Source organism: Microvirga aerophila (assembly GCF_003332305.1).
GTDB lineage: Bacteria > Pseudomonadota > Alphaproteobacteria > Rhizobiales > Beijerinckiaceae > Microvirga > Microvirga aerophila.
On record NZ_QOIO01000024.1, the window covers coordinates 46,086 to 69,650 of the forward strand.

Sequence of the window (23,565 nt, forward strand, 5' to 3'; positions counted from 1 at the left end):
AACCCTTGGGGCGGCACGAACCGGAGCGCACCTGCATCGTCACCCGCACGGCACAGCCGTCGGCGGGGCTGATCCGGTTCGTCCTCGGGCCTGACCACCAGGTCGTCCCCGACCTGAAGCACAAACTGCCCGGCCGGGGCGTGTGGGTGACCGCGCGCTCCGACTTGGTCCGGGAGGCAGTCAAACGCCGCCTCTTCGCCCGCGCCTTCAAGGCAGACGTTAAGGCTCCCGAATCTCTTGCCGACGACATCGCCAGGACGCTTCGGGACGACCTGCGCCAAGCCCTCTCGCTCGCCAACAAGGCGGGCACGGTGATCACCGGATTTGAAAAAGTCGAGTCCGCTATCGCCGAAAAGCCTCTGAGCGCCCTTATTCATGCCGCAGAAGCGGCTGAAGATGGGCGAAGAAAGCTCGCGAACCAGTTGCGAAAACGCCTCGGCGACGCAATATCAGGCTTTCCGGTCATCCAAGACTTGTCAAACGATGAATTGAGTTTGGCATTGGGCCGGTCACATGTGATACATGCTGCCCTCGTCGCGGGCGCTGGAAGCGACGGCTTTCTGAACCGATGGCATCGTTACTGTACCTATTGCGGAAGCGAAGCCTATCAGGCTGGCCTCATTACCGGGGCCGGCGCACCCACGATTATGGAACCCGACGGATCTGAGCGGAATGAATGATACGAAAAACCCGGGCGACAAGACGCTGCATGTGTCGCCCAAGACGCTTTCACTGAAGCGACCCGTCGAACAGGGCGTGGTGCGCCAGAGCTTCTCCCATGGCCGCTCGAAGGCGGTCGTGGTCGAGACGGTGAAGCGTCGCCCTGTCGGTCAGGGCGGGGGCAAGGACGAGCGTCCGGCCCCGCAGCAGCAGAACGCTGCCCCTGCGCCGAAGCCTGCAGCCCCGGCTCCACAAGGCCGCCCGCAACGTTCGGGCGGATCCTCGAACGCGCCTCGATCCGGCGTCGTCCTGCGCACCCTCTCCGACCAGGAGCGCGATGCCCGTGCGAGCGCACTGGCCGATGCGCGCCGCCGCGAGGAGGAAGACCGTAGGACCCAGGAAGTCGAGGCCAAGCGCCGCGCCGAACGCGAAGCCGCCGAGGCTCAGGAGCGCGAAGCCGCCGAAGCCCGCAAGCGCGAAGAAGACGAGCGCCGCCGACAGGAAGAGGAGCGCAAGCGCCGCGGTGAGGAAGAAGCTCGCCGCCGCCTGGGCGAGGAATCCGCGCCGGCCGCCGCGAGCCCTGCTCCGGCCCCGCGCCAGAACACCACCGCACCGGCCCCGGCCGGTCGCAGCGGACCGGGCGCCGGACCGCGTCCTCCCCGGGAAGGTTTCCGCGACGGTTCCGGGCCACGTCCCGCCCGCGAGGGCTCCCGCGACGGCGCAGGCCCCCGGCCGCCGCGCGAAGGCGGACCGCGTCCCGGCGGACCGGGCGGTCCCCGTCCGGGCGGCTTTGGCGGTCCCCGCAGCGGTGGCGGCACGACGGGCGGTCGCCCGCCGAGCCTCAATCACATGGCGCGCCCGGCTGCGCCGGCTGCGCCCGATCCGACCACCGTCAAGCCCAACACCCGCACCGCACCGCCGGTCGCGGCCCGCGCCGTCGTGGTGGATGATGAGGATGGAGCAAGGACAATTCGGCGTCCTGGCGTTGCGGCAAAGCCCGCAGCCGTGCCGAAGACCCCCAAGGCAGCCCCCGGCGAAGAAAAGCGCCGCGGCCGCCTGACCCTGGCCGCAGCAACCTCGGGCGAGGACGAGCGCACGCGCTCCGTCGCGTCGTTCCGTCGTCGCATGCAGCGCCTGACCGGTCACCGCCAGGTCGAGCAGAAGGAAAAGATCGCCCGCGAGGTGATCATCCCCGAGACGATCACCATCCAGGAACTCGCAAACCGCATGTCGGAGCGCGGCGTGGACGTGATCAAGCTGCTCATGAAGCAGGGCCAGATGCACAAGATCACCGACGTGATCGACGCGGACACGGCTCAGCTCATCGCCGAGGAACTCGGTCACACGGTTCGCCGCGTGGCGGAGTCCGACGTGGAGGAAGGCCTCTTCGACACGCCGGACGTGGACGATAACCTCATCTCCCGTCCGCCGGTCGTGACCATCATGGGCCACGTCGACCACGGCAAGACCTCGCTTCTGGACGCAATCCGCAAGACCAACGTGGTCTCGGGCGAAGCCGGCGGCATCACCCAGCACATCGGCGCCTACCAGGTGACCTCGCCGCTCGGCGGCAAGATCACCTTCATCGATACGCCCGGTCACGCGGCCTTCACGGCCATGCGCGCCCGCGGCGCGAAGGTGACGGACATCGTCGTGCTAGTCGTGGCCGCCGATGACGGCGTCATGCCCCAGACCGTCGAGGCGATCACCCACGCGCAAGCCGCCGGTGTGCCGCTGATCATCGCGATCAACAAGATCGACAAGCCCGACGCCAATCCGCAGCGGGTTCGCACCGAGCTGCTCCAGCACTCGATCGTGGTCGAGTCCATGGGTGGTGAGACCCTCGAATTCGAGGTTTCGGCCAAGACCGGCGACGGTCTCGAAACCCTCCTCGAAGGCCTCCAGCTTCAGGCCGAAATCCTCGACCTCAAGGCTAACCCGGAGCGTTCCGCGGAAGGCACCGTCATCGAGGCGAAGCTCGACCGCGGCCGTGGCCCTGTGGCCACCGTGCTGGTCCAGCGCGGAACCCTTCGCACGGGCGACATCGTCGTCGCCGGCGCGGAATGGGGCCGCGTGCGTGCGCTGATCAACGATCTTGGCGCCGCCGTGAAGGAGGCTGCACCCTCCGTCCCGGTGGAGATCCTGGGCTTCAACGGCACACCCGAGGCGGGCGACCGCGTCGCGGTGGTCGAGTCGGAGGCCCGCGCCCGCGAGGTCACCGAGTACCGCACCCGTCAGAAGCGCGAGCGTCAGGCAGCCCGCATGGGCTCGGCCGGCCGCACGCTGGTCGACATGATGCGCGACCTCAAGGCCGGTGCGGGCCGCAAGGAATTCCCGCTCGTGGTCCGGGCGGACGTGCAGGGCTCGGCGGAAGCCATTGCCGGTGCGCTCGAGAAGATCGGCAACGAGGAAGTCTCGGCCCGCATTCTTCAGGCAGGCGTCGGCGGCATCTCCGAATCCGACGTCACCCTGGCGGAAGCCTCCGGGGCGATCATCCTGGCCTTCAACGTACGCGCCCACAAGGAAGCTCGCGAAGCGGCCGAACGGGCTGGCATCGAAATCCGCTACTACAACATCATCTACGACCTCGTGGATGACGTGAAGGCGGCGATGTCGGGTCTTCTCGCCCCGACGCTCCGCGAGGAGCGGCTCGGCGAGGCGCAGATCCTCGAGGTCTTCAATGTCTCGAAGGTGGGCAAGATCGCCGGCTGCCGCGTCCTCGACGGCGTGGTCCAGCGCGGCGCCCATGTCCGCCTCATCCGCGACAATGTGGTGATCCACGAGGGCAGGCTGTCCCAGCTCAAGCGCTTCAAGGACGACGCCCGCGAGGTGACCTCGGGTCAGGAATGCGGCATGGCATTCGAGAACTACCAGGACATGCGCGCCGGCGACCTGATCGAGTGCTACCGAGTGGAAGAGGTGAAGCGGTCGCTGTAAGGCCGCTTCCATTTCTCGTTCTATCTCATCACCGGGCTTCGGCCCGGTGATCCCATTTCCGACAAGCGCGTTGTCTTCATGACTGAGATGGCCGGGCTTCAAACCCGGCCACGATCCCGCTTGTTCATCCGGTCCAACCCCGGGGATGCCCATGGCTAAACGATTCGAACAAACCACCGGCCCCACCCAGCGCCAGCAGCGCGTGGCCGAGCTTATCCGTCATGCCCTGGCCGAGGTCCTGTCCCGCGGCGACATCCAGGACGACGTGCTGACCAACAACGTCATCACGATTCCGGAGGTGCGCATGACCCCCGACCTCAAGCTCGCAACCGCTTATGTCATGCCGCTCGGCGGCAAGGACGAGGCGGCCGTGATCAAGGCCCTCGACAAGAACAAGAAGGTTCTGCGCCAGGAAGTCGCTCGCCGGGTAAACCTGAAATTCGCTCCGGATCTGCGCTTCCTCCGGGACGAGAGCTTCGATGAGGCGGCGCGCATTGACGCGCTCCTGCGCACGGAAAAGGTCATGCGCGACACGGCAAAGCCCGATGCCGACACTCCTGACGACGACAACGACGAGTAAGATCCCATGACCGAAGAAAGACCGCAGCGGCGTCCTCAGCACGACCGCCCGAAGAAGCGCGACGTCAACGGCTGGATCATCCTCGACAAGGGCGTCGGGATGACCTCGACCCATGCGGTCGCGGTGGTGAAGCGCGGTCTCTCGGCCAAGAAGGCCGGCCATGCGGGCACTCTCGATCCGCTCGCCTCAGGCATCCTGCCAATTGCGCTGGGCGAGGCCACCAAGACCGTGCCGTTCGTCATGGACGGGCGCAAATCCTACGTGTTCACGGTGGCCTGGGGCGCCGAGACCAACACGGACGACACAGAGGGCGACGTGGTGGAGCGAACCGATACGGTTCCCGATCCGGCTGATATCGAGGCCCTGCTGCCCCGGTTCACCGGCTCTGTTCAGCAGGTCCCTCCCCGGTTTTCGGCCATCAAGATCCAAGGCGAGCGCGCCTACGACCTCGCCCGCGACGGCGAAACCGTGGAACTGCAGCCCCGCACCGTCGAGATCGACCGTCTCAGCCTCATCCACCACGAGGGCGACCGCTCCGTGCTGGAGGCCGATTGCGGCAAGGGCACCTATGTGCGCGCCATCGCGCGCGACCTCGGCCGGGCGCTGGGCTGCCTCGGCCATATCGCGGCCCTGCGCCGGACCCGCGTCGGACCCTTTACCGAAGACGATGCGGTGGTGGTCGACGACGTCGCGACCGACCCGGCGGCCCTGCGCCCTGTCGAGATGGCCTTGAACGAAATTCCGTCGATTGCGGTCAGCCGCGACATGGCGGCACGGCTCATGCGCGGCCAGTCGATCATTCTGCGCGGCCGTGAAGCGCCGCTCTCGGGCAAAATCTACGCCACCTGCAACGGCGTGCTCGTGGCCGTGGGCGACGTGGAACGCGGTGAACTGGTGCCGCATCGGGTGTTCAACCTGGGGGCGTGACAAGCCCTCACCCGTCGTAACCGACTTGTTCCGGAGATCCACGACTAGAGCATCGGACGATTTGTCGGACCCGCTCCGTTCCTACCCCTGCCTAGCGGAGAAAGGTGGAGCGTCGTGGATCCGCTTTTTCGTCCGATGCTCTAGCGGCTTCGAAAACGTGGATGGCCGGGACAAGCCCGGCCATGATGGAGAGAACGGCTTAAAGCCTAGCGATCCGCCTTCAGCCCTTGCGCCTCGCGCTCGAGGTAACGGCGGGTGATCATCTCGATCTGGTCGTGGATCAGCTGCGCGGTCTTCTGCTCCTCGCGCAGGGATTCCTCCAGGGCCGGGATGAACTTCGCATGGCCCGCGACCTCGGCCATGGTGATCAAAGACCGGTAGGACGCGATCTCGAAGTTCTCGAAAGCGTGGTTGGCGAAGGTGTTCTTAAGGATCTCGTCCGCCATCGGCACATGGGCCATGGCGGCGATATTGCCCATGACCTGGGTGGCCATGTCCTTCAGGAGCGAGCGGTCCTCCCCGAAATTGTGAAGGATTTCATCCAGCCGGCGGATCTGTCCTTCGGTCTCGCGGACGTGCTGCTCGAGGAGCTGCCGCATCTCCGGATAGTTCTCGATGCGCTCGATCTGCCGATTCATCAGCTGAATCGCTTCTTTTTCCAGGGAATGAGCGTTCTGAAGACCGGTGATGAAGATGTTCCTGACCGTCTCCGAATTCGACAGGTCTGCTGTAGCGGCGACCATGATTGTACCTTCCTGTTCAGGTGAACCCTGTTCGGACAACCAAGGCCCTGCGGTGTTGTTCCGGGGTCTTTTCTCCCGAAAGGGGGCCGTTTGCCTTGCAATCTTTCGTGGGGATACGATCTATCTAGCACTTGCGCGCTTTTCGTGTATGGTGCGCGCCATTCCCGCAGGCGTTGCCCGCGGGGTGCGTCGCGAGATAAGACCGCGCTGGACGACATCCCGGCCCGGCCGTTTCCCGGCGAAGCGGACCTCGAGCTCCAAACGGCCGAGGTTGATTGAAAGTACCAACCTGAAAGGACAAGCGATGTCGATTACGGCTGAGCGCAAGAACGCGCTCGTGAAAGAACACGCCCTCAAGGCGGGCGATACCGGTTCCCCCGAGGTTCAGGTCGCGATCCTGACCGAGCGGATCAACAACCTGACCGGCCACTTCAAGACCCACACCAAGGACAACCATTCCCGTCGTGGCCTCCTGAAGCTCGTGTCGCAGCGCCGTTCCCTTCTCGACTACGTCAAGAAGAAGGACGAGGCGCGCTACCGCACGCTGATCGAAAAGCTCGGCATCCGCCGCTAAGCTTTGACAAATTCCGTCCGGGGCCCGGCCCCGAACGGCCTCTTGACGCAGGCGGACCGATTCCCCGCGTCCATTGAAAAGAGGCGGATGACGCGATGACCATGGCAGGATCGCAAGGGGCTTCAACCGATGGGATCAACCCGTCGGACAGCCTCTTGCCGTCTTGCTCATGGCATCGAGCCGCCGCCATGTCATGAAAGACAAACGCATGTTCGACATTCAACGCGAAGAACTGATCTGGGGTGGGCGCAAGCTCACGCTCGAAACGGGCAAGATGGCCCGTCAGGCCGACGGCGCCGTGGTCGCCACCTACGGCGAAACCACGGTTCTCGCCACTGTCGTCTCGGCCAAGGAGCCGAAGGCTGGCATCGACTTCTTCCCGCTCACGGTGAACTACCAGGAGCGCACCTACGCGGCCGGCCGCATTCCCGGCGGCTACTTCAAGCGCGAAGGCCGCCCGACCGAGAAGGAGACCCTGGTCTCCCGCCTCATCGACCGTCCCATCCGGCCCCTCTTCGCCGACGGCTACCGCAATGAGACGCAGGTCGTCGTGACCGTGCTGTCGCACGATCTCGAGAACGATCCGGACATCGTCGCCATGGTGGCGGCGTCCGCCGCCCTCACCCTCTCGGGCGTTCCCTTCATGGGTCCCGTGGGCGCGGCCCGCGTCGGCTATATCGGCGGCCAGTACAAGCTGAACCCCCCGCTGCAGGAGATGGAAGGCACGTCCCTCGATCTCGTGGTCGCCGGCACCACCGACGCCGTGCTGATGGTGGAGTCCGAGGCCAAGGAGCTCGCCGAGGATGTGATGCTCGGCGCCGTGATGTTCGGCCACAAGCACTTCCAGCCGGTGATCGAGGCCATCATCCGCCTCGCCGAGAAGGCCGCCAAGGAGCCGCGCGACTACCAGCCCGCCGATATGTCGGACGTGGAGAAGGCCGTTCTCGACATCGCCGAGACCGATCTGCGCGAGGCCTACAAGATCACTAAGAAGCAGGACCGCTACGCCGCCGTCGACGCCGTCAAGGCGAAGGTGACGGAAGCGCTGCTGCCGGCCGAGGGCGAAGCCCGCTTCGAGGCCGAGAAGGTCAAGGCCGCGTTCAAGGAAGTCCAGGCCAAGGTCGTGCGCTGGAACATCCTCGACACCGGTTCCCGTATCGACGGCCGCGATCTGCGCACCGTTCGGGCGATCCTGTCCGAGGTCGGCGTTCTGCCCCGCGCCCACGGCTCCGCGGTGTTCACCCGCGGCGAGACGCAGGCTCTCGTGGTGACCACGCTCGGCACCGGTGAGGACGAGCAGTTCATCGACGAGCTGGAAGGCACCCGCAAGGAAACCTTCCTGCTGCACTACAACTTCCCGCCCTACTCCGTCGGCGAGACGGGCCGCATGGGCTCGCCCGGCCGCCGCGAGATCGGCCACGGCAAGCTCGCTTGGCGCGCCATCCACCCGATGCTGCCCCCGAGCCACGAGTTCCCCTACACCCTTCGCGTGGTGTCGGAGATCACGGAATCGAACGGCTCCTCGTCCATGGCCACCGTCTGCGGCGCCTCGCTGGCGCTCATGGATGCGGGCGTCCCCCTGCGTCGTCCGGTAGCGGGCATCGCCATGGGTCTCATCCTCGAGGGTGAGCGCTTCGCGGTCCTGTCCGACATCCTCGGCGACGAGGATCACCTCGGCGACATGGACTTCAAGGTGGCCGGAACGGAGCAGGGCATCACGTCCCTCCAGATGGACATCAAGATCGCCGGCATCACCGAGGAGATCATGCGCGTCGCGCTCGATCAGGCCAAGGAAGGCCGCGCCCACATCCTCGAAGAGATGAACAAGGCGCTCACCGCGCCCCGTTCCGAACTCGGCGAGCATGCTCCGCGCATCGAGACCATGCAGATCCCGGTCGACAAGATCCGCGAAGTCATCGGTTCGGGGGGCAAGGTCATCCGCGAGATCGTGGAGAAGACCGGCGCTAAGATCGACATCAACGACGACGGCCTCATCAAGATCGCGTCGGCGGACGGCAAGTCCATCAAGGCGGCCTATAACTGGATCCGCTCCATAGTGGCCGAGCCCGAGATCAACGTGATCTATGACGGCACGGTCGTGAAGGTAATGGAGTTCGGCGCCTTCGTGAACTTCTTCGGTTCGCGCGACGGCCTCGTGCATATCTCGGAGCTGGCCAAGAACCGCGTCGGCAAGGTCACCGACGTGGTCAAGGAAGGCGACAAGGTGAAGGTCAAGTTCCTCGGCATGGACGAGCGCGGCAAGGTTCGTCTCTCCATGAAGGTGGTCGACCAGGAGACCGGAGAGGACATCACCGAGCAGCTCAAGGCCGAGCGGGACGCCGAAAAGGCCCAGCGCGACCAGCAGAAGCAAGCTGCCGGCGAGTAAGATCACCTAATATGAAATCGAGAAAGCGCGGCGAAAGCCGCGCTTTTTGTTATCTGATGGTTGCCGCGCTTGATTGATTGGTCGAACTCACGTCAGATTCGGTCATGACACTCATCTCGACCATCATCGACCTCGAAGCCCTCTACGGCGAACCCCTCGAGGCCTCGATCCTCAAAGAGACTGACCGGGTGGTGCCGGTCTATCGGGCCCTGATCGAAGCCTCCCCCTTCGCAACGCTGGCGACCCGGGGGGCCGAAGGGCTCGACTGTTCGCCGCGGGGTGACGGCCCAGGTTTTGTCAGGGTGGCGGATGAGAAGACGCTGCTCTTGCCTGATCGGCGCGGCAACAACCGGCTCGATTCCCTGCGCAACATCCTGCACGACCCGCAGGTGGCGCTGCTGTTCCTGATCCCCGGCGTGGGCGAGACCCTGCGGGTGAATGGTCGCGCGGTCATCTCGACGGACCCTGCCCTATTGGACAGCTTCGCGGTCGACGGCAAAGCGCCACGCACGGTCGTGGTCGTCACTGTCGAGACCGTCTATTTCCAATGTTCGCGCGCCGTGGTGCGCTCCGACCTGTGGAATCCGGACAAGCACGTGGCGCGAAAATCCCTGCCGAGCGCCGGTCAGATCCTGGCTGCGGTCAGCGAAAACCGGGTCGGGGGCGAGGCTTATGACGCGGGATTGCAGGAGCGGGTGCGGACAACGCTCTATTGAGGCTTGACCTCCTGCGGCAGGGCTCCGAAAAAGCCCTCCTCTCTTCAGTTTCAAACGCTCAGGGACATTTCATGACGATTCAACGCATCAAGCCCAGTCCGCGCATGAGCGGGGCCGTCGTTCACGGCAACACGGTCTATCTGGCCGGCCAGGTGGCGAGCCAGAGCGCCGGGCAGAGCGTCACCGAGCAGACCAAGGAGATCCTGTCGATCATCGACGGGCTGCTGGCCGAGGCCGGCACCGACAAGTCGAAGATCCTGATGGCCAATATCTGGCTCACCGACATGGGAACGTTCCAGGAGATGAACGCCGTGTGGGATGCCTGGGTCTCGCAGGGCAACACCCCTGCCCGCGCGACCGTCGAGGCCAAGCTCGCGACCCCGGCTTTCAAGGTCGAGATCGCCGTGATCGCCGCGAAGTAAAATCCCGACACAATAAAACGGGCCCAGAAGGGCCCGTTCTTACGCATGTACCCAATTTACGGGCAGGGATGGCGCAGGCCGTCATAGCCCAAGAAGGTGCCAGAGGCCGGGTCGTAGGAGCGGTAGCGCTGCGAGCAATACGCCACCGAGTTCTGGCCGGGAGCCACATAGACCGAGGCCGCCTGCGCCTGTTGCTGCGCTAACGCGCCGCCGATGATCGCGCCGGTCGCAAGGCCAACCGCACCCGCCGCCAGAGCGCTGCCGCGGTCACGGCGGTAATAGCCATAGGGACGACCATAATAGGGGCGGCCGTAAGCATAGGGACGTCCGCGCCAGCCGGGGCCGGCATAGCCGCCACGATAGCCGCGCCGCCACTGCACGTAAGTTGTCTCCAAGTCGCCGGCCTGCAAAGCCGCGATTGGATTGGTCACTTGAACGCTTTGCGCTTGGGCGGCACTCGGAGCGGCTACAAAACCGACAGAACCGAGGGCAGCCGTGCCAAGAACAGCCATCAAGACTTTACGCATAGGAATCACCTTCAACCGTTAGTAGTCGAACGTTCTTTTTCCCAAGTCGTTCCAGAAGAAGGTTTGGGCCGCTCTACACTCGCGAAAACGTGACGGGGACTACGGAGTCGCTTCGGCGTTTCCGGGGATCCTGCCCGCTCCCACCCTTCCCTGCCCGGTCGGGCAAAGATCGAGGATCGCGCAGCGTCCGCAGGCCGGGCTCTTGAAGAAGCAGCAGCGCTGGCCGTGCAGCATCATGACCTCGTGATTGTCGTAGACCTGCTGCGCATCCCAATTGGGCGGAAGAAGCGCCGCGAGAGCCTGATGCGACGGTCCCACATCCATGGAGGCGGGAATCAATGCGGTGCGCTGCGCCACGCGATGATGATGGGAATCCACCGGCAAGGCGGCCTTCCTCAAGGTCGAGAACGACAGCACCGCCGCACTGGTCTTCGGCCCTATCCCCGGAATGCTTTGCAGCCAAGCGCGCGCTTCCGCAATCGGCATCTCGCTGAGGAAGTCGAGGGACAGCGCCCCATGACGTTCCTCGACGGCTCGCAGCACCGCTTGAATGCGCGGAGCCTTCTGTTCCGGCCAGGTGACGCCCTGGATCGTCTGTTCCACCTCGTGCGGATCGGCGTTCATGAGGGCGCGCCAGTCCGGATAACGCGCCCTGAGGGCCTTGAAGGCGCGGCCCGATTCCGCGTTCCGCGTGCGGTGGGACAGGAGCGATGAAATCAGCTCGCTCAAGGGATCAAGGGAATGAAAATAGGGGATCGGACAGCCATAGACCGCGCAGAGCTTCTCGTGAATCACGAGAGCCTTCGCTTTCAGATCCTGCGGGTCCGGAGCCATAGGGCGGGAATCCACGAATCGGTGCTGCGGTTCCAAGCCTGGAACCGGCATCCTTTAACGCAGAAAGGATGCCGCCATCTTCGCGAACCGCGGTTGTCCTGCTGGTCCCGTGACGGCGGCATCCCTCACGTGCCCCGAAAGGTCTATGCGCGGGAGCCGGAAAGGGTTCCTATCGCCGAGCTTACAGAATGAAGCGGCTGAGGTCCGTGTTCCTGGCCAGGCTTTCCACCTCGCCGCGTACGTAGACCGCGTCGATGGTCACCGCTTGGCCGGAGCGGTCGGGCGCCGTGAACGAGATGTCGTCGAGCACGCGCTCGAGCACTGTTTGCAGACGGCGCGCGCCGATGTTCTCGACGGAGTTGTTCACGTCGACGGCCACTTGCGCAAGCGCATCGATGGCGTCGTCCGTGAAGGTGAGCTCCACGCCCTCCGTGCGCATCAGCGCAACGGTCTGCTTGATCAGGCTTGCCTCGGTTTCCGTGAGGATGCGCTTGAAATCCTCTACTGTGAGCGGCGCAAGCTCCACACGGATCGGCAGACGTCCTTGCAGCTCCGGCAGAAGATCGGACGGCTTCGACACATGAAACGCGCCGGACGCGATGAACAGGATGTGATCCGTCTTCACCGATCCATATTTGGTCGAGACCGTGGTGCCTTCGATCAACGGCAGGAGGTCGCGCTGCACGCCCTCGCGCGAGACGTCGCCGCCCTGGCGGCCGTCACGCACGCAGATCTTGTCGATCTCGTCGAGGAACACGATGCCGTTATCCTCCACCTGCCGGATCGCCTCCTGAACGATGGCGTCTTGGTCGATGAGCTTGTCGGCTTCCTCCGTGACGAGGGGATCATAGGCCTCGCGCACGGTGGTGCGCCGCGTCTTGCGCTGGCCTCCGAACGCTTTGCCGAACATATCCGACAGATTGATCGCGCCCACCGACGCCCCTGGCATGCCGGGGATTTCGAACATAGGCATGCCGCCCTGGCCGCCGGATTGCAGCTCGACCTCGATCTCCTTGTCGTCGAGTTCGTTGGCGCGCAGCTTGCGCCGGAAGGAATCGCGCGTCACGGCGCTCGCGGTCGAGCCCACAAGCGCATCGAGCACGCGTTCCTCGGCTGCAATGTGAGCCTTGGCCTGCACCTGCTTGCGGCGGTCTTCCTTCACCAGGCCGATGCCGACTTCGAGCAGGTCGCGCACGATCTGCTCCACGTCGCGGCCTACATAGCCCACTTCGGTGAATTTCGTCGCCTCGACCTTGAGGAACGGCGCATTGGCGAGCCGCGCGAGGCGGCGGGAGATCTCAGTCTTGCCGCAGCCCGTGGGGCCGATCATCAGGATGTTCTTCGGCGCGACTTCCTCGCGCAGGGAACCTTCCAGCTGCTGGCGGCGCCAGCGGTTGCGCAGCGCGATGGCGACCGCGCGCTTGGCGTCGTTCTGGCCAACGATGTAGCGGTCGAGTTCGGAGACGATTTCACGGGGGGAAAATGTAGTCATGATGCTTCAAAGAATGGGGTGTGGCAGCCGTCGTGCAAGGTGAGAGGGTATCAGTTTAAGAAGCATTGCCCTTGCGGGCCGCCATCCGGCGCTGAGGAGCAGGATGAAAGCGCCCAGCGTGAGCAAGGTCGCCGGCATGACTGTCTGGTCACCCAAGCCAACCTGCTGGATGAGCGCCGCAGACGCATATCCCACATAGATCAGGCTGGAGACCAGCATGGCGCGGCGGTCGATGATGACGGCCACAAGGCTCAGCACGGCGAAAATGGCCAGGATCGCTCCAGCCGTTCCAAGCGTGAGAGTGGCGTCTCCGAGAGAGCTTTCCTGCGTGATGAGCGGCGCGATGACCGGATGCACGATCAACGGCGCCGCCAGCATGTGGAGCCAGAATGCGATATCCGTCCGGCGCGTCACCCGTTCCGGGTCGGACAAATCGAAGCGCATGGCCAATGCGAAAAACGAGAGGCCCACGATCATCACGATGATGTGGACATTCTGCTCCGAGAAGCGTGGCGAAATGCCGAACAAAGCCGCCACGAGACAGGCCGCTATTGCGGCTGCGCCGACCGCAACCGTGATCGGAACGCGAAAGCGATAATAATGAATTCCCGTCAGGATGGCCGTGATGATCGCCGATATGGTTACGACGATCATCTGTTGCTCGTTGGATGGATCCAGGTTCGGCCCAGAGAGCCAATCTCCGAGGTAGAATGCTCCCGCCAAAAATACCGCTCCCGAAAACACGCAAAGGAGAACGATGCTCGGAAGCGCCATGCGTCGGCGTCGCGTAAAGAGTTCGGCAAGAAGCCAGGAAATCGCCGCAAGCGCGATGACGCTAACGCCAAGGCCAGCGAAACTTTGGACAAGATAGTACACGGCCGATGCGAAAAGCCCGATGCCGATGGTCACGAAGATATCGCTGAAGCCTGCAATGAAGCGAAGCTTCTCGTCATCCTGCGGCTCGGAAGCCGCGGGGGCAGAAATCTCCCGCGCAAGCATCCGCAATTCGCTCGCCTGCTGGTCAGTCACAATTCCCCGAACAACACCCTGTTCGAGGACGGTATCGCTGATCATCAATCGAGGCTTTCTATAACAATATTGCTATTGGTATAGACACATATCTCGGCCGCGATGGAAAGCGAGCGGCGCACGATGGCTTCCGGGTCCGTCTCGTAATCGGACAGCGCCCGGGCCGCGGCCAGGGCGAAGTTGCCCCCGGACCCGATGGCCATGATGCCGCCTTCCGGCTCCAGCACGTCGCCCGACCCGGAGAGCAGCAACCCGACCTCCTTGTCGGCCACCAGCATCATGGCCTCCAGGCGGCGAAGATAGCGGTCGGTGCGCCAGTCCTTGGTGAGCTCGACGCAGGCGCGGGTGAGCTGACCCGGATACTGTTCCAGCTTGGCTTCCAGGCGCTCGAACAGCGTGAAGGCATCGGCGGTCGATCCGGCGAAGCCGCCGATCACGCCTCCCTTGGCGAGGCGGCGGACCTTTTTGGCGTTGCCCTTCACGACGGTCTGGCCGAGGCTGACCTGGCCATCGCCGCCGATGACGACGCGGCCCTCTTTCCGGACCATGAGGATCGTCGTGGCGTGCATGCGGGGAGGGGCGTCTTCTGACACGAGGGGAGAACTCCGGCGGGTGGAACGAGGTGGCTGGCCCGCCGCGGGGCAGGGGCCGGCCAAGCTCTGACTTCTGGATGGACCTGACTTAAGCATTCATGGTGCAAAAGCAACGCGGGTGGCGTTTCTTGACGCGGCTTGATAGAAGGCGGCGTCTCTTATTCCGCAAAGGATCCCCATGATGCGCTCCGCGAGCGTCAGCCGTCGCACCGCCGAGACCGATGTGTCCGTGTCGATCGCCCTCGATGGCACCGGCAAGGCCGAAATCTCCACCGGAGTCGGCTTCCTCGACCATATGCTCGAACTCTTCGCCCGCCACGGTCTCTTCGACCTGACCGTGAAGGTGACGGGCGACCTGCACGTGGACCAGCATCATACGACCGAGGATACGGGCATCGCCCTCGGGCAGGCGATCCTTGAGGCACTTGGCGACAAGAAGGGCATCACCCGCTATGCGGATATCCATATGCCCATGGACGAGACCCTGACCCGCATCGCCCTGGACATTTCCGGCCGCCCATTCCTGGTGTTCAACACCACGTTCCCGACCGAGAAGATCGGCGTGTTCGACACGGAGCTGGTGCGCGAGTTCTTCCAGGCGTTTGCCGTCAATGCGGGCCTGACCCTGCATGTGGAGACCCTCTACGGGGTGAACAGTCACCACATCGCCGAGAGCTGCTTCAAGGGCTTGGCACGGACCTTGCGTCGTGCGGTTGCCGTGGACCCAAGAGAAGAGGGGCGCGTTCCCTCCACCAAGGGCACTTTATAAGAACGGAAACGCCATGACGACCTTTACCCTGCACCTTCCGCGCGACGCGCGGCCGGGTGACCCGGAGGCATTGGACAAGGCGGAACTCGTGAGAGACGCTTTCTCCTGGGGAGCCTTCTTCTTCACGTTCCTCTGGTTCTTCGTGCACAGGCTCTGGATCGCCGGACTGGCCGTCCTCGTCGTGCTCATCGCCTTTAATCTCGGCCTCAACCTCCTGGGCGTGCATCCTGCGGCCGCGTTCGCGGCTCAGGTCCTGCTGTCGGGCCTGATCGGCCTCGAGGCGAACAGCCTCAGGCGCTGGACCCTGGCGCGCCACGGGCGCCCAACCGTGGACGTGGTATCGGCGGCCGACCGCGACGAGGCGGAAACCAGAGCCTTCGCGCGCTGGCTCGAGCGCACCGCGCCGGCGATCGTACCGGCCAGGAGCCCGGCCGCTCCGGCGGTTTCACCCACCTTTGCGGCCCGCCGGTCTGAGCCGGTGATCGGCCTTTTCCCTGATGCGGAGCGGACCCGGTGAGCGTCGTCATCGTCGACTACGGATCGGGCAATCTGCACTCCGCCGCGAAGGCTTTCGAGCGCGCGGCCCGGGAGGCAGGCCTCGACACCGCCATTTCCGTCACGTCGGACCCGGACCTGGTGCGCGATGCGGAGCGCATCGTGCTGCCGGGCGTGGGCGCCTTCGCGGATTGCCGGCGCGGGCTCGACGCGGTGCCGGGCCTCGTGGAGGCTTTAAATGAGAGCGTGCACGAGAAGGGGCATCCCTTCTTGGGCATCTGCGTCGGCATGCAGCTCATGGCGACCCGCGGGCTCGAGCACACCACGAGCCTGGGACTCGACTGGATCCAGGGCGACGTGAAGGCCATCGAGACCAAGGATCCAAGCTTGAAGATCCCGCATATGGGCTGGAACACCCTTGAGCGCACCAAGGATCATCCGCTCCTCGACGGCATCCCCACGGGGCCGGACGGCCTGCACGCCTATTTCGTGCATTCGTACGCGCTCCAGCCGAACGATCCCGCCGACGTGGCCGCGACCTCCGATTACGGCGGGCCGGTCACCGCCGTGGTCGGCCGCGACAACATCGCCGGCACCCAATTTCACCCCGAAAAAAGCCAGGCCCTCGGCCTCAAGCTCATTGCCAACTTCCTGAGGTGGCGTCCGTGATCCTTTTCCCCGCCATCGATCTCAAAGAAGGCCGCTGCGTTCGCCTCATCCAGGGCGACATGGACCAGGCGACCGTGTTCAACGACGATCCGGCCGCCCAAGCCGCCGCTTTCGAAGCGCAAGGTTTCGAGTGGCTGCACGTGGTCGATCTCGACGGCGCATTCGCCGGCAAGCCCATGAACGCGGCAGCTGTCGACGCCATCCTGAAGCGCATCGCGATTCCGGTGCAGCTCGGCGGCGGCATTCGTGACATGAAGACCGTGGAAGGCTGGCTCGCCAAGGGCGTGTCCCGCGTGATCATCGGCACGGCGGCTGTGCGCGACCCCGATTTCGTGCGCGAGGCCGCGCGGCTCCATCCCGGCAAGGTGGCGGTCGGCATCGACGCCAAGGACGGGCGTGTGGCCGTGGAAGGCTGGGCCCAGACCTCGACCCTCACGGCTGAAGAGCTTGGCCGCCGCTTCGAGGATGCGGGCGTGGCCGCCATCATCTACACGGACATCGCCCGCGACGGCATCCTGAAAGGCCTCAACATCCCCATGACGCTGGCGCTCGCCCGCGCCGTGTCGATCCCGGTCATCGCCTCGGGCGGCCTGGCGTCCATGGCGGATATCGAGCGGTTGACCCACCCCGATTGCGCCATTCTCGGCGGCGCCATCTCGGGGAGGGCGCTCTATGACGGGCGCATCGACCCGGATCAGGCGCTGGCGCTGCTGCGCACCATGCGGCGGGAGACGGCCTGATGCTGAAAGTGCGTCTCATCCCCTGCCTCGACGTGAAGGACGGGCGCGTCGTCAAAGGCGTGCAGTTCGTCGATCTGGTCGATGCGGGCGATCCGGTCGAGGCCGCCAAGGCCTATGACGCCGCCGGCGCGGACGAACTCTGCTTCCTCGACATCACCGCGAGCCACGAGGCCAGGGGCATCCTGTTCGACGTGGTGCAGCGCACGGCGGAAGCCTGCTTCATGCCGCTCACGGTCGGCGGCGGCGTCCGCACCGTCGAGGACATCCGCAAGCTGCTGCTGGCCGGCGCCGACAAGGTGTCGATCAACACTGCGGCCGTGAAGAACCCGGATTTCGTACGCGAGGCCGCCGAAAAGTTCGGCGCGCAGTGCATCGTCGTGGCCATCGACGCCAAGAAGGTGTCGGGCGAGGGCGAGGAGCCGCGTTGGGAAATCTTCACCCATGGGGGCCGCAACCCCACGGGCATCGATGCCATCGCTTTCGCGCGTCAGGTGGCCGGGCTCGGAGCAGGGGAGTTGCTCGTCACCTCCATGGACCGGGACGGCACCAAGGGCGGCTACGATCTGGCGCTCGTACGCGCCATCGCGGATGCCGTCTCCGTGCCGGTCATCGCCTCGGGCGGCGTGGGCAACCTCGATCATCTGGTCGACGGCGTCCGCGACGGCCACGCCAGCGCCGTGCTCGCCGCGTCCATCTTCCACTTCGGCACCCATACGATTTCCGAGGCGAAGGGCTACATGGCCGAGAAGGGCCTGAAGATGCGGCTGGACAAACCTGCGGCGGATGCGGCAAGCCAAACGAAAAGTGCGGCTCTAGCCTAGTGGCTTCGTCGCCCGAGAGGACGAACCATGACCTCCTTCACCCTCGATGACCTCGCCCGGATCGTGGCCGAGCGCGCCGCGGCACCGGCCAGCGAATCCTATACGGCGAAGCTTCTCTCCGACGGGCCCGCCAAGGCGGCCAAAAAATTGGGCGAGGAGGCCGTGGAGGCGGCGATCGCGGCCGTGCAGGGGGACCGCAACAACCTTACGGCCGAGGCGGCGGACGTGCTTTATCACCTTTTAGTCGTGTTGCAGGGCGCTAATATCCCCTTAAATGACGTATTGGCCGAATTGGAGCGCCGCACAGCGCAATCGGGGCTCGCCGAGAAGGCCGCGCGCAAGCAGTGAACCCTGAAAAGGTGGTTCTCATGGACCAACTTAACGTGGTGCCGACCACCGAGGCCGAAGACGACGACGGTCTCTTGCCCTATCGGGTGTTCCAGCGGGACGAGTGGGCGCGCCTGCGCGCCGACGCGCCGATGACGCTTACGGCCGACGAGGTCCTGCAGCTGCAATCCCTCAACGATCCGATCTCCCTGGACGAGGTCGCGGCGATCTATCTGCCCCTGTCCCGCCTGCTCTCCCTCTACGTTGCGGCGACGCAAGGGCTCTTCAAGGCGACGCAGCGCTTCCTCCTGGCCGAGAAGGAACAGAAGGTTCCCTATATCATCGGGGTGGCGGGCTCGGTGGCGGTGGGCAAGTCCACTACGGCCCGCGTGCTCAAGGCGCTTCTGGCCCGCTGGCCCAACACTCCAAAGGTGGACCTCGTCACCACGGACGGCTTTCTCCTGCCCAATGCCGAGCTGACCCGGCTCGGGCTCATGGAGCGCAAAGGCTTTCCGGAGAGCTACGACACCGGAAAACTCCTGCACTTCCTGGCCGACATCAAGGCCGGCAAGCGCAACGTGAAGGCGCCGCTCTATTCGCACCTCGTCTATGACGTGGTGCCCGGCGAGGAAACGGTGATCGACCGGCCGGACATCCTCATCGTGGAAGGCCTCAACGTGCTCCAGCCGGCGCGCATGCCCAAGGACGGCGAGGCCATTCCGTTCGTGTCGGATTTCTTCGATTTCTCGGTCTATATCGACGCCGAGGAAGAGGACCTGCACCGCTGGTACGTGAACCGCTTCCTGCGTCTGCGCCACACGGCGTTCCGGGATCCTCTGTCCTATTTCCGGCGCTATGCAGAATTGGCCGAGGACGAGGCCATGACCATCGCGGACAGCCTGTGGAACCGCATCAATCTGACGAATCTGCGCGAGAACATCGTGCCAACCCGGCAGCGGGCCAGCCTGATTCTCAAGAAGGGCGCCAGCCACCGAATCGAAACCGTGGCGCTGCGGCGGCTCTAGGCCCAACCTTTCCCTGACCTGCTGCGTTGTTCCTCCGGTGAACGGAGGTAGCATGGTCACGCAGCCGGTCGACGAAAAGCTCAAGCGCAGCGCCGAGCACGCGAAGGAAGCGGTCGAACAGACCCAGGAAGCCGCGGAGCAGACGCAGGAGGCGGCGGAGCACACGCAAGTCGCGGCCAAGACGACCGCCACAGCCAGCATACAGATGAAGGACAGCGCCGACCGGCGCACGGAGCTTGCCGCCAACCGCACGGTCTTTGCCGCCGAGCGCACCTATGCGGCCTGGGTGCGCACGGGCTTGGCGTCGCTCGCCTCGGGCATCGGCGCGCAGAAGCTGCTCGCAGGCGTGGTGCCGGATTGGATGATCCTTTCTACCGGCTCGGTGCTGATTCTGTTCAGCGCCTTCTGCTTCGCCTCCGCTGTATGGCGTCAGCTCTTCACAGGCTCCCAGCCGCCGCACCCGGACGTGCAGCGCATTCCGCCCTTCCTGCTCGTCGCCTTCAACGGTTTTTTGGCCCTCGTCTCGCTCGCGGCCCTGTTCGGGCTGTGGTTCGGGCAGACGGGTGGGGGGTGAGCACAACCTCATCACCGGCCTTGTGCCGGTGAGCCGGATTGAAGAGGTGTCGCACTCTTCACATTGGGATGGCCGGGACAAGCCCGGCCATGACGAGGAGGTGGAGCCTACCCGACCAAACCCTGCTGCTGCGCCAGCTCCTTGAGGCTGACCTGCGGACGCGCGCCGAGATGGCTGATGATCTCGGCTGCCGCGAGGCCGCCGAGGCGTGCGCAATCGGTGAGGTCGAGGTCCTGGGTCAGCCCTGCCATGAAGCCCGCCGCGAAGAGATCGCCCGCGCCGGTGGTGTCTATCACGCGCTCCACGGGGAAGGCCGGCACGGCCTTGGTCTCGCCGCGGCTGACCACGAGCGCTCCCTCCGACGAGCGGGTGATGGCCCCGAGCACGTTCTCCTCGCGCAGGGCCGCGAGCGCCGTGTCCGCGTCGGATGTGCCATAGAGGCTTTGCAGCTCGTGGATGTTGGCGAACAGGATGTCTAGGCTGCCGTCGCGCATGAGGCCCAGGAATTCATCGCGGTAGCGGTCCACGCAGAAGGCGTCGGACAGGGTGAGCGCCACCTTGTTGCCGGCCTCGTGGGCGATCTTCACGGCCTTGCGGAAGGCTTCCTTGGCGGCCGGCGGATCCCATAGGTAGCCTTCGAGATACACAATGGACGAGGCGCGCACCGTCTCGGGATTCACGTCGTCGGGGGTGAGGTTCTGGCAGGCGCCCAGATAGGTGTTCATGGTGCGCTCCCCGTCAGGCGTCACCAGGATGAAGCTGCGGGCGGTGGCCGGACCGTCGTTGGCAGGCGCCACGTCGTAATGCACGTCGATGGACTTCAGGTCGTGGGCGAAGAGGCGGCCGGTCTCGTCGTCCTTCACCTTGCCGATGAAGCCGGCCTTAACGCCGAGCGACGCGATGCCCGCCGCCGTGTTGGCGGCCGAGCCGCCGGACACGATGATAGCCGGTCCCATCTCGCCGTAGAGCTCCTCGGCTCTCGTCTCGTCGATGAGCTGCATGGCGCCCTTGTGAACGTTCTTCTTCACCAGGAAGGCTTCATCCGTATGGGCGAGCACGTCAACGATGGCGTTGCCGAGCGTAAGCACGTCGATGCGAGTTTGGGACATGAGCAACCAAGGCTGTGAGGAAAGGGCCGCTTTCGCATCCGGCGCGGCGGCGGTCAAGGTGCGCTGGGCAAACAGGCCCGGGCGAGCCGATGGAGGAGGGGCCCTCCATCGAGAAGATTGCGCCTATAAAAGAAAAGCGCGGCCCTGGGGCCGCGCTGTGGTTCGAATGCCCTTTGCGTCGGGCCAGCCGTCAGACCGCCTGCACTTCGCGCACATCCGGCAGAAAGTGGCGCAGGAGGTTCTGGATGCCGTGCCTCAGGGTCGCGGTCGAGGAGGGGCAGCCGGAGCAGGCGCCCTTCATGACCAGGTACACGATGCCGTCCTTGAAGCCCCGGAACGTGATGTCGCCGCCGTCGCCCGCAACCGCGGGACGGATGCGGGTCTCAAGCAACTCCTTGATGGTGGCGACCGTCGGGGCGTCCTGTTCGTCGAAGAACTCTTCGCCGTCCTCGTCCGCCTGGACGTGGCCGCCGACGAAAAGCGGCGCGCCGGTCATGAAATGCTCCATGATGGCGCCAAGGATCGCGGGCTTGAGGTGCTGCCACTCGCTGTCCGCCTTGGTGACGGTGATGAAGTCGTAGCCGAAGAACACGCCGGTGACATCGGGCACGCTGAAAAGCCGCTCGGCGAGGGGCGAGAACTGGGCGCTCTCGGGGCTCTTGGCCTCGAAGGTGCCCTCCGGCATGACGACGCGGCCTGGCAGGAATTTCAAGGTAGCGGGATTAGGGGTGGCTTCAGTCTGAATAAACATCGCTTTTTCGTCCTCTGCGCCGGTTCAAGGCCGGCCGAGTGGGGGTCTTAGAATCGTTCTAACAGGTTCTGCTGTGAATGTGGATCGAGGAAGGGAGGTTTCCAAGAGGGATCGTTCGACGAGAACGCACTCTAGTCTGCCGACGATCCCGGATCGCCTTCAGCGTCCGGGACGACGAGCCGGAAAGTCACCCCGCCAGGGCGTCGATCTCCTCGTCCGAGAGGCCTCCAGGCACGATCACGATCGGCACCGGGAAGGTGGAAGCCGCCCGGCCGGCGAGGGTGGACACCAGGGGGCCGGGACCCTCCTTGCTGGCGCCTGCGGCCAGCACCAGGAACGAGATGTCCTCGTCCTCCTGGATCAGTTTGAAGATCTCATCGGCCCGGCTGCCGACGCGGATCACCTGCTCGGGCTCCACGCCGGCCGCGTTACGGGCCTCGCGTGCGGCTTCGTCGAGCTGCTTTTCGGCGGCCTCCCGGGCCTCCTCCACCATGGCCTCGCCGACACCCAGCCACTCGAAGTTGTCGGGGGGATCCACCACGCTCAGCATGATCATGCTCGCACCCGTGCGCGCCGCGCGGCGGGACGCGAAGTGGATGGCGCGGGCGCATTCCGGGGTCTTGTCGACCACCACCATGAATTTTGGTCTGTGGCCGCTCTCGTACGATCGGCGTTTGCCGCTCAAGGCAGGATCTCCCTGGATGAAAGCCGGATGCTGCCCTGCTCTTCAGTCAGGAGCAAGGCAGGGCGCCGCATGGGTAGGCTAGCCTGTCCGCAAGGGTTCCGGTCAGCGGGCCCGCACGAAACCGACGATATCCTTCACGGCGTCCATGGTCTCGGACGCGATTGCCCTGGCCCGGTCGGAGCCGTCCGCCAGAACCGCATCGATGTGGCCGGGATCGGCCATGAGGCGGCGCATCTCGTCGGCGATGGGCGCGAGCTTGGCCACGGCCACGTCCACGAGGGAGGCTTTGAAGCCGGAGAACTGGGAGCCGCCATGCTGGCGCAGCACGTCCTCGGGGGTGGAGTCGGTCAGGGCCGCATAGATCGCCACGAGATTGTCGGCCTCCGGGCGCTCCTTGAGACCGTCTGGCTCGCCGGGCAAGGGCTCGGGGTCGGTCTTGGCCTTGCGGATCTTCTGGGCAATCGTGTCCGCGTCGTCCGTCAGGTTGATGCGGGAATAGTCGGACGGGTCGGATTTCGACATCTTCTTCGAGCCGTCGCGCAACGACATGACCCGGGTGGCGGGCCCTGCGATCAGCGGCTCCGTGAGGGGGAAGAAGACGTCGCCGAAGCCGTTCTCGGCGATGGATTCTGCAAAGTCATTGTTGAATTTCTGAGCTATGTCGCGGGTTAGCTCCAGGTGCTGTTTCTGGTCCTCGCCCACGGGCACGTGGGTGGCGCGGTAGACCAGGATGTCGGACGCCATGAGCATGGGATAGGCGAAGAGGCCGACCGACGCGTTCTCCCGGTCCTTGCCGGCCTTTTCCTTGAACTGGGTCATGCGGTTGGCCCAGCCCATGCGGGCGATGCAGTTGAACACCCAGGCAAGCTCCGCATGCTGCGCGACCTGGCTCTGGTTGAACACGATATGCTTCTTCGGGTCGATGCCGGCGGCCAGGAAGGCGGCGGTCACCTCGCGAATCTGGCGCGTGAGCTCCTTGGGGTCCTGCCAAACGGTGATCGCGTGCATGTCGACCACGCAGTAGATGCAATCATGCGTCTCCTGCATAGTGACGAAGCGCTTGATGGCGCCCAGGTAATTTCCGAGATGGAGGTTGCCGGTCGGCTGAACGCCCGAAAACACCCGCTCCTTGAACTGCGCCATCGTCTTCCCAACTCCCACGCTTGTCGCGGCGGGCGTT

The 23,565-nt window shown here is 64.9% G+C and carries 26 protein-coding genes; 16 read left to right on the forward strand and 10 right to left on the reverse strand.

Translation table 11 applies throughout. The annotated features are described in order from the left end of the window. Positions 1 to 5: 5 nt before the first annotated feature. The 4 genes from DRB19_RS14635 to truB all read left to right on the forward strand — a co-directional run bounded on the left by DRB19_RS14635 (position 6) and on the right by truB (position 5,104). Positions 6 to 680 (forward strand): RNA-binding protein, encoded by a 675-nt coding sequence (locus DRB19_RS14635; protein ID WP_114186767.1) that lies wholly within the window; start codon positions 6 to 8, stop codon positions 678 to 680. Then, positions 673 to 3,597, forward strand: coding sequence for a translation initiation factor IF-2 (gene infB / locus DRB19_RS14640; protein WP_114186768.1), 2,925 nt, complete (start codon positions 673 to 675; stop codon positions 3,595 to 3,597). The genes DRB19_RS14635 and infB overlap by 8 nt, the downstream gene beginning before the upstream one ends. Before the next feature lie 151 nt (positions 3,598 to 3,748). Then, complete coding sequence (gene rbfA, locus DRB19_RS14645) at positions 3,749 to 4,177, forward strand: 30S ribosome-binding factor RbfA (RefSeq protein ID WP_114186769.1); 429 nt, start codon at positions 3,749 to 3,751, stop codon at positions 4,175 to 4,177. Between the two features lie 6 nt (positions 4,178 to 4,183). Then, complete coding sequence (truB, locus tag DRB19_RS14650; RefSeq protein WP_114186770.1) at positions 4,184 to 5,104, forward strand: tRNA pseudouridine(55) synthase TruB; 921 nt, start codon at positions 4,184 to 4,186, stop codon at positions 5,102 to 5,104. A 206-nt stretch (positions 5,105 to 5,310) separates the two neighbouring features. Here the strand turns inward: truB and DRB19_RS14655 are convergent, their stop codons facing one another. Continuing rightward, positions 5,311 to 5,847: a ferritin-like domain-containing protein gene (locus DRB19_RS14655; RefSeq protein ID WP_114186771.1), complete on the reverse strand. Its 537-nt coding sequence runs from the start codon at positions 5,845 to 5,847 to the stop codon at positions 5,311 to 5,313. 304 nt (positions 5,848 to 6,151) lie between these two features. Between DRB19_RS14655 and rpsO the strand changes: the two genes are divergently transcribed. The 4 genes from rpsO to DRB19_RS14675 all read left to right on the forward strand — a co-directional run bounded on the left by rpsO (position 6,152) and on the right by DRB19_RS14675 (position 9,945). After that, positions 6,152 to 6,421: a 30S ribosomal protein S15 gene (gene rpsO / locus DRB19_RS14660; protein ID WP_114186772.1), complete on the forward strand. Its 270-nt coding sequence runs from the start codon at positions 6,152 to 6,154 to the stop codon at positions 6,419 to 6,421. A gap of 208 nt (positions 6,422 to 6,629) precedes the next feature. Further along, positions 6,630 to 8,807 (forward strand): polyribonucleotide nucleotidyltransferase, encoded by a 2,178-nt coding sequence (gene pnp, locus DRB19_RS14665; RefSeq protein ID WP_114186773.1) that lies wholly within the window; start codon positions 6,630 to 6,632, stop codon positions 8,805 to 8,807. Positions 8,808 to 8,911: 104 nt separating this feature from the next. Beyond that, complete coding sequence (locus DRB19_RS14670) at positions 8,912 to 9,523, forward strand: pyridoxamine 5'-phosphate oxidase family protein (protein WP_114186774.1); 612 nt, start codon at positions 8,912 to 8,914, stop codon at positions 9,521 to 9,523. A gap of 71 nt (positions 9,524 to 9,594) precedes the next feature. After that, the gene (locus tag DRB19_RS14675) at positions 9,595 to 9,945 is read left to right on the forward strand and encodes a RidA family protein (RefSeq protein WP_114186831.1); all 351 of its coding nucleotides are present in this window, start codon (positions 9,595 to 9,597) and stop codon (positions 9,943 to 9,945) included. A gap of 56 nt (positions 9,946 to 10,001) precedes the next feature. On the opposite strand, the gene DRB19_RS14680 is transcribed toward DRB19_RS14675, so the two are convergent. The 5 genes from DRB19_RS14680 to hslV form a co-directional block, all read right to left on the reverse strand. Next, positions 10,002 to 10,472 carry a BA14K family protein gene (locus DRB19_RS14680; protein ID WP_114186775.1) on the reverse strand — a complete coding sequence of 157 codons (471 nt, stop codon included), beginning with the start codon at positions 10,470 to 10,472 and terminating at the stop codon, positions 10,002 to 10,004. A gap of 99 nt (positions 10,473 to 10,571) precedes the next feature. Continuing rightward, complete coding sequence (locus DRB19_RS14685) at positions 10,572 to 11,306, reverse strand: endonuclease III domain-containing protein (protein WP_114186776.1); 735 nt, start codon at positions 11,304 to 11,306, stop codon at positions 10,572 to 10,574. Positions 11,307 to 11,487: 181 nt separating this feature from the next. Beyond that, positions 11,488 to 12,798 (reverse strand): ATP-dependent protease ATPase subunit HslU, encoded by a 1,311-nt coding sequence (hslU, locus tag DRB19_RS14690; protein ID WP_114186777.1) that lies wholly within the window; start codon positions 12,796 to 12,798, stop codon positions 11,488 to 11,490. A 6-nt stretch (positions 12,799 to 12,804) separates the two neighbouring features. Next, positions 12,805 to 13,872 (reverse strand): hypothetical protein, encoded by a 1,068-nt coding sequence (locus DRB19_RS14695; RefSeq protein ID WP_114186778.1) that lies wholly within the window; start codon positions 13,870 to 13,872, stop codon positions 12,805 to 12,807. Further along, positions 13,872 to 14,396, reverse strand: a complete 525-nt coding sequence (gene hslV / locus DRB19_RS14700) for an ATP-dependent protease subunit HslV (RefSeq protein ID WP_114186779.1) — start codon at positions 14,394 to 14,396, stop codon at positions 13,872 to 13,874. The genes DRB19_RS14695 and hslV overlap by 1 nt, the downstream gene beginning before the upstream one ends. A gap of 205 nt (positions 14,397 to 14,601) precedes the next feature. On the opposite strand from hslV, the gene hisB reads away from it, so the two are divergent. Genes hisB through DRB19_RS14740 form a run of 8 tightly spaced genes read left to right on the forward strand, consistent with a single transcriptional unit; the run spans position 14,602 to position 19,840 of the window. Beyond that, a complete protein-coding gene (hisB, locus tag DRB19_RS14705) occupies positions 14,602 to 15,189 on the forward strand; it encodes an imidazoleglycerol-phosphate dehydratase HisB (RefSeq protein ID WP_114186832.1) in 588 nt (195 codons plus the stop codon). Positions 15,190 to 15,202: 13 nt separating this feature from the next. Next, positions 15,203 to 15,706, forward strand: a complete 504-nt coding sequence (locus DRB19_RS14710) for a DUF2628 domain-containing protein (RefSeq protein WP_114186780.1) — start codon at positions 15,203 to 15,205, stop codon at positions 15,704 to 15,706. Continuing rightward, the gene (gene hisH, locus DRB19_RS14715; protein ID WP_114186781.1) at positions 15,703 to 16,353 is read left to right on the forward strand and encodes an imidazole glycerol phosphate synthase subunit HisH; all 651 of its coding nucleotides are present in this window, start codon (positions 15,703 to 15,705) and stop codon (positions 16,351 to 16,353) included. Before DRB19_RS14710 ends, hisH begins: the two co-directional genes overlap by 4 nt. Next, on the forward strand, positions 16,341 to 17,093 hold the full coding sequence (gene hisA / locus DRB19_RS14720; RefSeq protein ID WP_170148924.1) for a 1-(5-phosphoribosyl)-5-[(5-phosphoribosylamino)methylideneamino]imidazole-4-carboxamide isomerase: 753 nt from the start codon (positions 16,341 to 16,343) through the stop codon (positions 17,091 to 17,093). Before hisH ends, hisA begins: the two co-directional genes overlap by 13 nt. Next, the gene (gene hisF, locus DRB19_RS14725; RefSeq protein ID WP_114186783.1) at positions 17,093 to 17,914 is read left to right on the forward strand and encodes an imidazole glycerol phosphate synthase subunit HisF; all 822 of its coding nucleotides are present in this window, start codon (positions 17,093 to 17,095) and stop codon (positions 17,912 to 17,914) included. Before hisA ends, hisF begins: the two co-directional genes overlap by 1 nt. A 27-nt stretch (positions 17,915 to 17,941) precedes the next feature. Next, positions 17,942 to 18,262: a phosphoribosyl-ATP diphosphatase gene (locus DRB19_RS14730; protein ID WP_114186784.1), complete on the forward strand. Its 321-nt coding sequence runs from the start codon at positions 17,942 to 17,944 to the stop codon at positions 18,260 to 18,262. 20 nt (positions 18,263 to 18,282) lie between these two features. Next, complete coding sequence (gene coaA, locus DRB19_RS14735; RefSeq protein ID WP_114186785.1) at positions 18,283 to 19,266, forward strand: type I pantothenate kinase; 984 nt, start codon at positions 18,283 to 18,285, stop codon at positions 19,264 to 19,266. Between the two features lie 52 nt (positions 19,267 to 19,318). Beyond that, complete coding sequence (locus DRB19_RS14740; protein ID WP_114186786.1) at positions 19,319 to 19,840, forward strand: YidH family protein; 522 nt, start codon at positions 19,319 to 19,321, stop codon at positions 19,838 to 19,840. A gap of 107 nt (positions 19,841 to 19,947) precedes the next feature. Here the strand turns inward: DRB19_RS14740 and DRB19_RS14745 are convergent, their stop codons facing one another. The 4 genes from DRB19_RS14745 to trpS all read right to left on the reverse strand — a co-directional run bounded on the left by DRB19_RS14745 (position 19,948) and on the right by trpS (position 23,528). After that, on the reverse strand, positions 19,948 to 20,949 hold the full coding sequence (locus DRB19_RS14745; protein ID WP_114186787.1) for an adenosine kinase: 1,002 nt from the start codon (positions 20,947 to 20,949) through the stop codon (positions 19,948 to 19,950). A 190-nt stretch (positions 20,950 to 21,139) separates the two neighbouring features. Further along, positions 21,140 to 21,700: a NifU family protein gene (locus DRB19_RS14750; RefSeq protein ID WP_114186788.1), complete on the reverse strand. Its 561-nt coding sequence runs from the start codon at positions 21,698 to 21,700 to the stop codon at positions 21,140 to 21,142. A 187-nt stretch (positions 21,701 to 21,887) separates the two neighbouring features. Then, complete coding sequence (locus DRB19_RS14755) at positions 21,888 to 22,385, reverse strand: universal stress protein (RefSeq protein WP_174799934.1); 498 nt, start codon at positions 22,383 to 22,385, stop codon at positions 21,888 to 21,890. A 102-nt stretch (positions 22,386 to 22,487) separates the two neighbouring features. After that, entirely contained in the window at positions 22,488 to 23,528 is a 1,041-nt protein-coding gene (gene trpS, locus DRB19_RS14760) for a tryptophan--tRNA ligase (RefSeq protein ID WP_114186790.1), read from the reverse strand. Between the last annotated feature and the right edge of the window lie 37 nt (positions 23,529 to 23,565).